The 7,034-nt window shown below is 46.2% G+C and carries 5 protein-coding genes; 4 read left to right on the forward strand and 1 reads right to left on the reverse strand.

Annotated elements, in window-relative coordinates; all coding sequences use genetic code 11:
- Window positions 1–219: 219 nt before the first annotated feature.
- The 4 genes from KEM09_RS14460 to KEM09_RS14475 all read left to right on the forward strand — a co-directional run bounded on the left by KEM09_RS14460 (window position 220) and on the right by KEM09_RS14475 (window position 6,186).
- Window positions 220–2,952: a TonB-dependent receptor gene (locus tag KEM09_RS14460; RefSeq protein WP_212229363.1), complete on the forward strand. Its 2,733-nt coding sequence runs from the start codon at window positions 220–222 to the stop codon at window positions 2,950–2,952.
- A gap of 52 nt (window positions 2,953–3,004) precedes the next feature.
- The gene (locus KEM09_RS14465; protein ID WP_212229365.1) at window positions 3,005–4,198 is read left to right on the forward strand and encodes a hypothetical protein; all 1,194 of its coding nucleotides are present in this window, start codon (window positions 3,005–3,007) and stop codon (window positions 4,196–4,198) included.
- A gap of 171 nt (window positions 4,199–4,369) precedes the next feature.
- Window positions 4,370–5,002 (forward strand): START domain-containing protein, encoded by a 633-nt coding sequence (locus KEM09_RS14470; RefSeq protein ID WP_212229367.1) that lies wholly within the window; start codon window positions 4,370–4,372, stop codon window positions 5,000–5,002.
- A 530-nt stretch (window positions 5,003–5,532) separates the two neighbouring features.
- On the forward strand, window positions 5,533–6,186 hold the full coding sequence (locus tag KEM09_RS14475) for a hypothetical protein (RefSeq protein ID WP_212229369.1): 654 nt from the start codon (window positions 5,533–5,535) through the stop codon (window positions 6,184–6,186).
- Between the two features lie 306 nt (window positions 6,187–6,492).
- Here KEM09_RS14475 and KEM09_RS14480 read toward each other — a convergent pair whose 3' ends face one another.
- The gene (locus tag KEM09_RS14480) at window positions 6,493–6,711 is read right to left on the reverse strand and encodes a hypothetical protein (protein WP_212229373.1); all 219 of its coding nucleotides are present in this window, start codon (window positions 6,709–6,711) and stop codon (window positions 6,493–6,495) included.
- Between the last annotated feature and the right edge of the window lie 323 nt (window positions 6,712–7,034).

Raw genomic sequence — 7,034 nt, forward strand, 5'->3', positions numbered from 1 at the left:
TAAGTGATTTAAAAACAATCCCATGTAGTGGATTTTGATTTTGCAAATTAAATCTGTGTTAAGCCAACATTTTCAATTCGTTAAATGAAATTTTGAAGCACTTTGCGGTACGATATTGGCATGATTCAGGCGTCTGAACAAGTGGACAGACATGCCTGGTATATGAAAATCAAAATCGCTGATAGTTTCAAGGATTAGTAGACATTTTTTCAAACTGAAATGAATTCAAAAGGATTAATTCTGCTTTTAGTATTAATTAAAAGCACTGTGCTGTTTGCTCAAAACGGCCAGGTAATAGGTAAGATTACCGATAAGAAAACGGGTGAAGAACTGATTGGCGCCGCCATTATTGTGGAAGGCACCACCATGGGTACAACCACTAATTTTGATGGTGAGTTTAGCATGCCTCCCCTGGATGAAGGCACCTATACGCTGCGGGTTCAGTACATTTCGTACCAAACTGAAATCGTAAGTGATGTGGTGGTGAAAGAAGGGGCGCCAACTGTGCTGAGCATTGCACTTAGCCCCGCCGATATGGATTTGGGCGAAGTAATGGTGGTGGCGAAAGCCAATCGCGAACATGAAAATATGCTCTTGCTCGAACAGAAAAAAGCCATTGTAGCGGTTCAGAGTATTGGTGCACAAGAGTTATCTCGCAAAGGCATTGGTGATGCCGAAAGTGCAGTGAGTAAAGTTTCGGGAGTTTCTAAGCAGGAAGGCGTTAAAAATGTGTTTGTGCGGGGACTGGGCGATCGTACTTTGGCCACAACGCTCAATGGCTTTCCGGTACCATCGGAAGACCCGCGCTATAAAAACATTGCCCTGGATATGTTTCAGTCGGATGTGATACAGTCGGTAGGGGTCGACAAGGCTTTTACGGCCGATCGCACAGGCGATGTAGGGAGTGCCATTATTGATGTGCGTACTAAAGTATTACAGTCCGATGAGGTGCTGTCGCTAAGTGTTTCGGGTGGTGTGAATGCACAGGCAGCCCAGGGCACATTCTTAAAAACAGATGGCGTTAATGCCCTCGGCTTTGCCAATATCTACCAGGGACCTGCCGGCGGTAAATTTCCCGACAGCTATGCTTTTCAGAACAAACTGGACCCGTCAGCGGCAGGTTATGTGGGTAATCAGAGCTACACCCTATCGGCCGGAAAGCAGTTGAAGGTGAACGATAATCCGCTGTCGGTATTTGTCACCGGGGGGTATTCGTCTGATGTATCAAAGCAGGACGGGCATCAGCGCAACATGACCAACAACGGGACTATCTATAAAGATATGGGCATTGATAAATACGACATCAACACCAGCCACCTGCTGATGGCCAATGCCAATTACCAGTGGCGTAAAGACAATAGCCTGTCTTATAACTTTATGGCTATCCACACCAGCAATCAATACTTCAGCGAACTGGAAGGGTACGACAATGATGCCTTGCAGAGTGGTGCCGAACGCGATTCACTCTTACTGCATCGTCAGCAGATCAATGATAACGTGCTGCTGGTTAATCAGCTATACGGAAACTTTCGCCTGTCTGATAAACTGATGCTGGACGCCGGGGTAGCCGTGAATACCGTGAACAGCCATGAACCCGACCGCCGTATTAATTTCCTGTACATCAACGATGGCAAATACAGCACCTATACCCGAAAAGGCATGAATCAGCGTTTTTTCTCCGATTTGAGTAGTCAGGATATCAACAGCCGGCTGGCCTTCACCTATGACATGGGCGATGAGGATCGCATGAGCGCCATCAGTGCAGGCTATACCAATCGCCTCACCAGCGATCGCTTCAATGGGATACAATACGAGCAACGCCTGCAGAATACCGAAACCATTGTGTTTGACCGAAAAGAAGATGTGTCCTTCGACTATATTTATAATCAGGAGCGCTTTGACGCGGGGCAGATGCACCTGGAGCGTATTCACAGCTACTACGAGGTGAATAAATATGTGCACGCGGTGTATGCCAACGGGGTGTTTCAGCTGTCGCCCAGCCTGTTTGTGACCGGCGGCATTGGGCTCGACTATGTGGATATACTGGTTGATTTTGTGGGGGAGCTTGGTGAAGACGGCTCACTCAATGGCCGCCGCACCAACAGGCTGGACCAGCTGTTTATCTTGCCCAGTGCCAACCTGAAGTACGACTTAAACGAGCAACATACACTGCGGATGGGGGTGAGCCGCACTTACACCATGCCACAATCGCGCGAACTGTCGCCCTTTGAGTACATTGGCATGACCTTTAAGGAGCGGGGTAACGAAGAGCTGCGCCCGGCCACCAACAACAACCTGGATATTAAATGGGATAATTACCTGTCGCGAAGCGAGCTGCTGTCTGTTGGGGCGTTTTACAAACTGATTGAAGACCCCATATCGCGCTATAGCTCCAACAATGCCGGCGGTTTCCTGCTGTATGATAATGTGGGTGATGTGGCTACCGTGGCCGGCGTGGAAATGGAATTGCGCAAAAACCTGTTTGAGTGGGGTAACGACGACCGGGAAACGCTTTCGCGATTGAGCCTGGGCCTAAACGCCACTTATACCTATTCGCAGGTGAAGCTGCATGTTAACCCGGCCTCACAACCAACGGAGCCCAACTCGCAGCTGGAGGGAGCAGCTCCTGTTATTATCAACTCCGACATCAGCTATACCTATCGCCAACACAAGCGATCAGTAACAGGCTCGGTGTTGTTCAACTACTTTAGCGACCGTATGTACTCCATTGGCTACGATGGTATGCCCAGCCTGTATGAGCAGGGCGTGCCAACACTCGATGTGGTGGTAAGCGGCCAATTATCGTCGCGCCTGGGTGTGTCGCTCAAGTGTCAGAACCTGCTTAATCCGGCATTTGTCTACTACCGCGATTTGCCATCGGGCGAACGCCTGGAGCTGGAGCAGTTCAGAAAAGGATCGGCTGTAAGTTTCGGCCTTAACTATACATTCTAACAAAACGATGACGAATACAGACATTAACATTTAACACTAAATTTTTATTAAAATGAAGAAGCTAATCTTTATGTTGGCCGCAGTGGCCCTGACTTTTACCGCGTGTAACAAGGATGAAAAAATCTATGAAGAAGACAATGTGCTGGATGGCAACCTGCTGGCCGGTAACCTTAACGGCAGTCTGGAACTGGATGCCGAGGTGGAGTACCTCTTAAACGGGACTCTGAATATTCGTAAAGGCGCCAAACTGACCATTCCGGCCGGTACTACCATTAAGGCAAAGCCCGGTTTTTACAGTTATATAATGGTGGAGCAGGGCGGCAAAATCTTCATCAACGGAACAGCTGATGAGCCGGTAACACTGACATCGGCCGCTGATGAGCCAAAAGCAGGCGACTGGGGTGGACTGCACATCAATGGGTATGCACCTATCTCGGGCGCTACCGAAGGCACGACCAACGGAGCCGAGGTGGATGCCAGCAAAAAGTATGGCGGTACCAATGCGCAGGACAATTCAGGTTCAATCACCTATATGAAGCTGATGTACACCGGTGCCCGCTCGTCGGCAGATATTGAGCACAACGGATTAACGCTTAATGGAGTGGGTAATGGCACTACCATCGAAAACATCTACATCCCATATGGGGCCGATGATGCGATTGAGTGGTTTGGCGGAACAGTGAATGTAACTAACCTGCTGGTGGTGAACCAGGATGATGACATGTTTGATGTAACAGAAGGATGGTCGGGCACGCTGGAGAATGCCTTTGGCATCTGGACACAGGGATTTTCGTCAACCGAAGCCGACCCGCGCGGTATTGAAGCCGATGGCAACATGGACGGCAATGGTCCTGATCATGTGGGACAATCAGATTTTGTGATGCGCAACATCAGCATCGTCAACAACTCGGACACACCTAAATTCTCTGAAACACCTGAGGGTGCCAAAGGATTGCGTGAGTTGATTAAAATTCGTCGCGGTGCCACCGCCACGCTGGAAAATATTCTGCTGAAGAATGGCGACTGCGATGTGTTAATCGACTTCCAGGACTCGAAGCACGATGGAACACCTCAGTCAACCATCAGCTACTCGGTAGAAAGTGTTACCTACGATGAAACAACATACCCGGGCGGTGTGCGTCATCCAAAAGAAGGGGAGGCTACTGTTAACGAAGTGGCGGGTAATACCGGCTGTCCAAACCCTCAAACCCTGTTTATGTGGACCGGTTTCACCGAATGGAACTAATCCCCTTTGTTATCAGGTATAATCCTTGAATTCTATAGTAACGGCCCTGGCATTGTATAATGTCGGGGCTGTTTGTTATTGGCTCGTATCTGGGCTTACAGCTCTTTGTTTGCAAGGGAGGTGATTGAACCCATGGCCAATGTCTGTTGTTTTGCTTAAAACGCATTAGTCATGAATCATCGCCTTTACAAGCTAATAACTACCTGTATGCTGCTGTTGATGGGTGTGGCCATGGCACAGGCCACCGATTGGCAATTGAAAAAAGAGAAGGACGGCATAAGGGTGTATAATAAGCAGAAAGAAGGTACGCAACTGTATATGTACAAAGTAGTGGCTGCGGTGAAGGCCAGGCCTGAGGTGGTGTACCGGCAGGTCGTTGATTTTGCCGATAACCTGAAACACATGGAGCTGGTTGATTCCATCCGTTTCTTAAATCATCAACCCGATGAGCGTTATACCAACTACATGCGTATGAATATGCCCTGGCCGGTTAAAAACCGCGATATGGTGGTGGAGATGACGGTGACCAGAGCTGAAAAGGGCTATTACCTGGAGTCAAGGGTTTTGACAGACTATCTGCCTGCAAACCAGGGCATCATTCGCATAGAGGATTTTTATGAAAGCTGGACCATTGAAACCAGCGCTACTCCCGGCGAAAGCCAGATTGTTGTAAGCGGCTGGGTGGACCCGGGTGGTGCCATACCGGCATGGGTGCTTAAGCTGGCCAGTGTCAATGCACCTTACCGGTTTATTTCGGGCATACTTGGTGAGCTGGCACCTTCGTTTTCGTTAAAAGCCCAATAGCACCCGCTTATCATAAGTAGCACTTTCGGGCCTTTTTTTGCGCTGCTAGTACGCATAGCGTTAGTTGAATCGGGTAATTGAGAAAAAAAATGGCTTTTTATGCTTACTCTTCCAATATTAATAAACTACGCACCTCATGAATTATGTGGTGATAATTTATAAATCCGCCACGACAAGCACATTTAAAGCATAGATACTTTTTTGTGCGTTTCTACCGACATTAGCAACGTAGTTTGGGACCCATTGGCATAGACGGAGGAAAGAAAAATTTGGTGTCAGGCTGTAAATCTTTAAATTTTTCCCGGAGTGATGACTTAATGGGTAAACAAGTGCTTTAGTCGGCGGCTTTTTTTCTCACCTTTTTGAGCTGGAGGCAAAAAGGTGAAGCCTCAACGGCTTGAGTTGAAAAATGATTTTTTAAATGCAATTGTCAATAGAGATGCGATCCTTTAACCTCACATATAAATATTCTTCGACATTTATTAAAACACAAATAGTATATTCGTTGGTAAGTAATATCATCAAACTCTATGAAATATAAACTTAAACTACCGCAGCCATTAACTATTGAAGAATTAAAATACAAAGTTGAAAATGGTTATCGCTTCAAAGCTTTCCAATATTGTTTCTCACCCATATTTGCCACCTATTACCCTTTCTCGCCAGCGTTTCTTTTAAAGGATGGGGAAACGGCCAAACCTCAAATTAGAAAATACAATATGATTTCAGCCATTTTTGGTTGGTGGGGTGTTCCCTACGGGCCTTTGTATACCATTCGTTCCATGAGGTTTAATCTGAAAGGAGGGCTTGATGTGACTGATGATATTTTGAAAAACATTACAGAAGAGGACCTAAGTAATAACTGCGTGCATCTGATAGAAACAACTTTACTATATAAACAGCCAGCGAAGAGTGATATCAAAACGATGAACAAGCTGGTGCGCGATTATACTTATGATTATAACCTAAAGGAATGTTATGCGGCCTGGGCTTTGGAATACAGCAATGTATTTTGTGTTGGGCTTAAAGCAGACACTAATTTTGACAAATATGCAGTAGCTTTTCAAGCTCATCTTCGCAAGAAGTTCTATAAGCATATTCAGATTGATATTATTGATATGTCGCTAGAGGAGGAGGCTGTGGATTTGTTGCGTAAGCAAGGTACTCAGCTTATTGGCCGTTAAGAAACAGAATACGGATTGCATCTTATTTTCGAAGCGCACATTAAGCTGCGTTTCCTTCCGGGCACCAGGCACTATGCACCATTTTCGGACTTCGGACTCCCGTGCTTCGGACTCGTAATTTACCGCTGAGTAAAAAGAGGACGCTGAGGGTGTAAAAAATCCCCCTCTCCCTTCGGGTATCTCCCCAAGGGGCGAATGCTTCTGCACCCAATCTTCCACTGGGACAAGGAGCTTTTGCGCACCATGCACTAAATCCGGACTTCGGACTCTCGTGCTTCGGACTATACCCGTTTTGGAATAGAACATCTAAGCAGTTATACGTCTTAATAACTCATCGATAGAGCTGCTGTCAGTATCAGCCTCTGTATAATCAAGCGCCTCAAACTCGTACCATAAGTAGTCATTTAAACCAAAAGCATTTAGACGGTGGAAGCTAAATCGGGGGATATGCCATGCATCCGGGTCAAACCAGCAGCCTTCTATTAAATGCGATTCAATGCTTTGTCTGATCTGTTCTAAAGGCAAGTGTTTGGGATTGGAAAACACTACCTCGCCAGCTCTGACCAGATAATAGTGCTATTTTCTATGAGAGATAGTTGCCTTTTTAAATAATGTCACCTTCTCCTTGAGGATTTATTCCACCAGAGCGGAAAGGCTGGTATGAGGTGATAATGTTATAGATTATTAACCTGAGTTCGATTAAAATTACAGAGCTCAAACTTTCTTAAATAACTGATTTACAATGCGAATTTTAGAAGCGTAGCGAGCTACGGTGATGAAATTTAAAGCAGTAAATCGATTATTTAAGGAAAAGCTTAGAGTTTCACTTATAAATATTCATTTTCATC

The sequence above is a fragment of the Carboxylicivirga mesophila genome, from assembly GCF_018271975.1.
GTDB classification, from domain to species: Bacteria; Bacteroidota; Bacteroidia; order Bacteroidales; family Marinilabiliaceae; genus Carboxylicivirga; species Carboxylicivirga mesophila.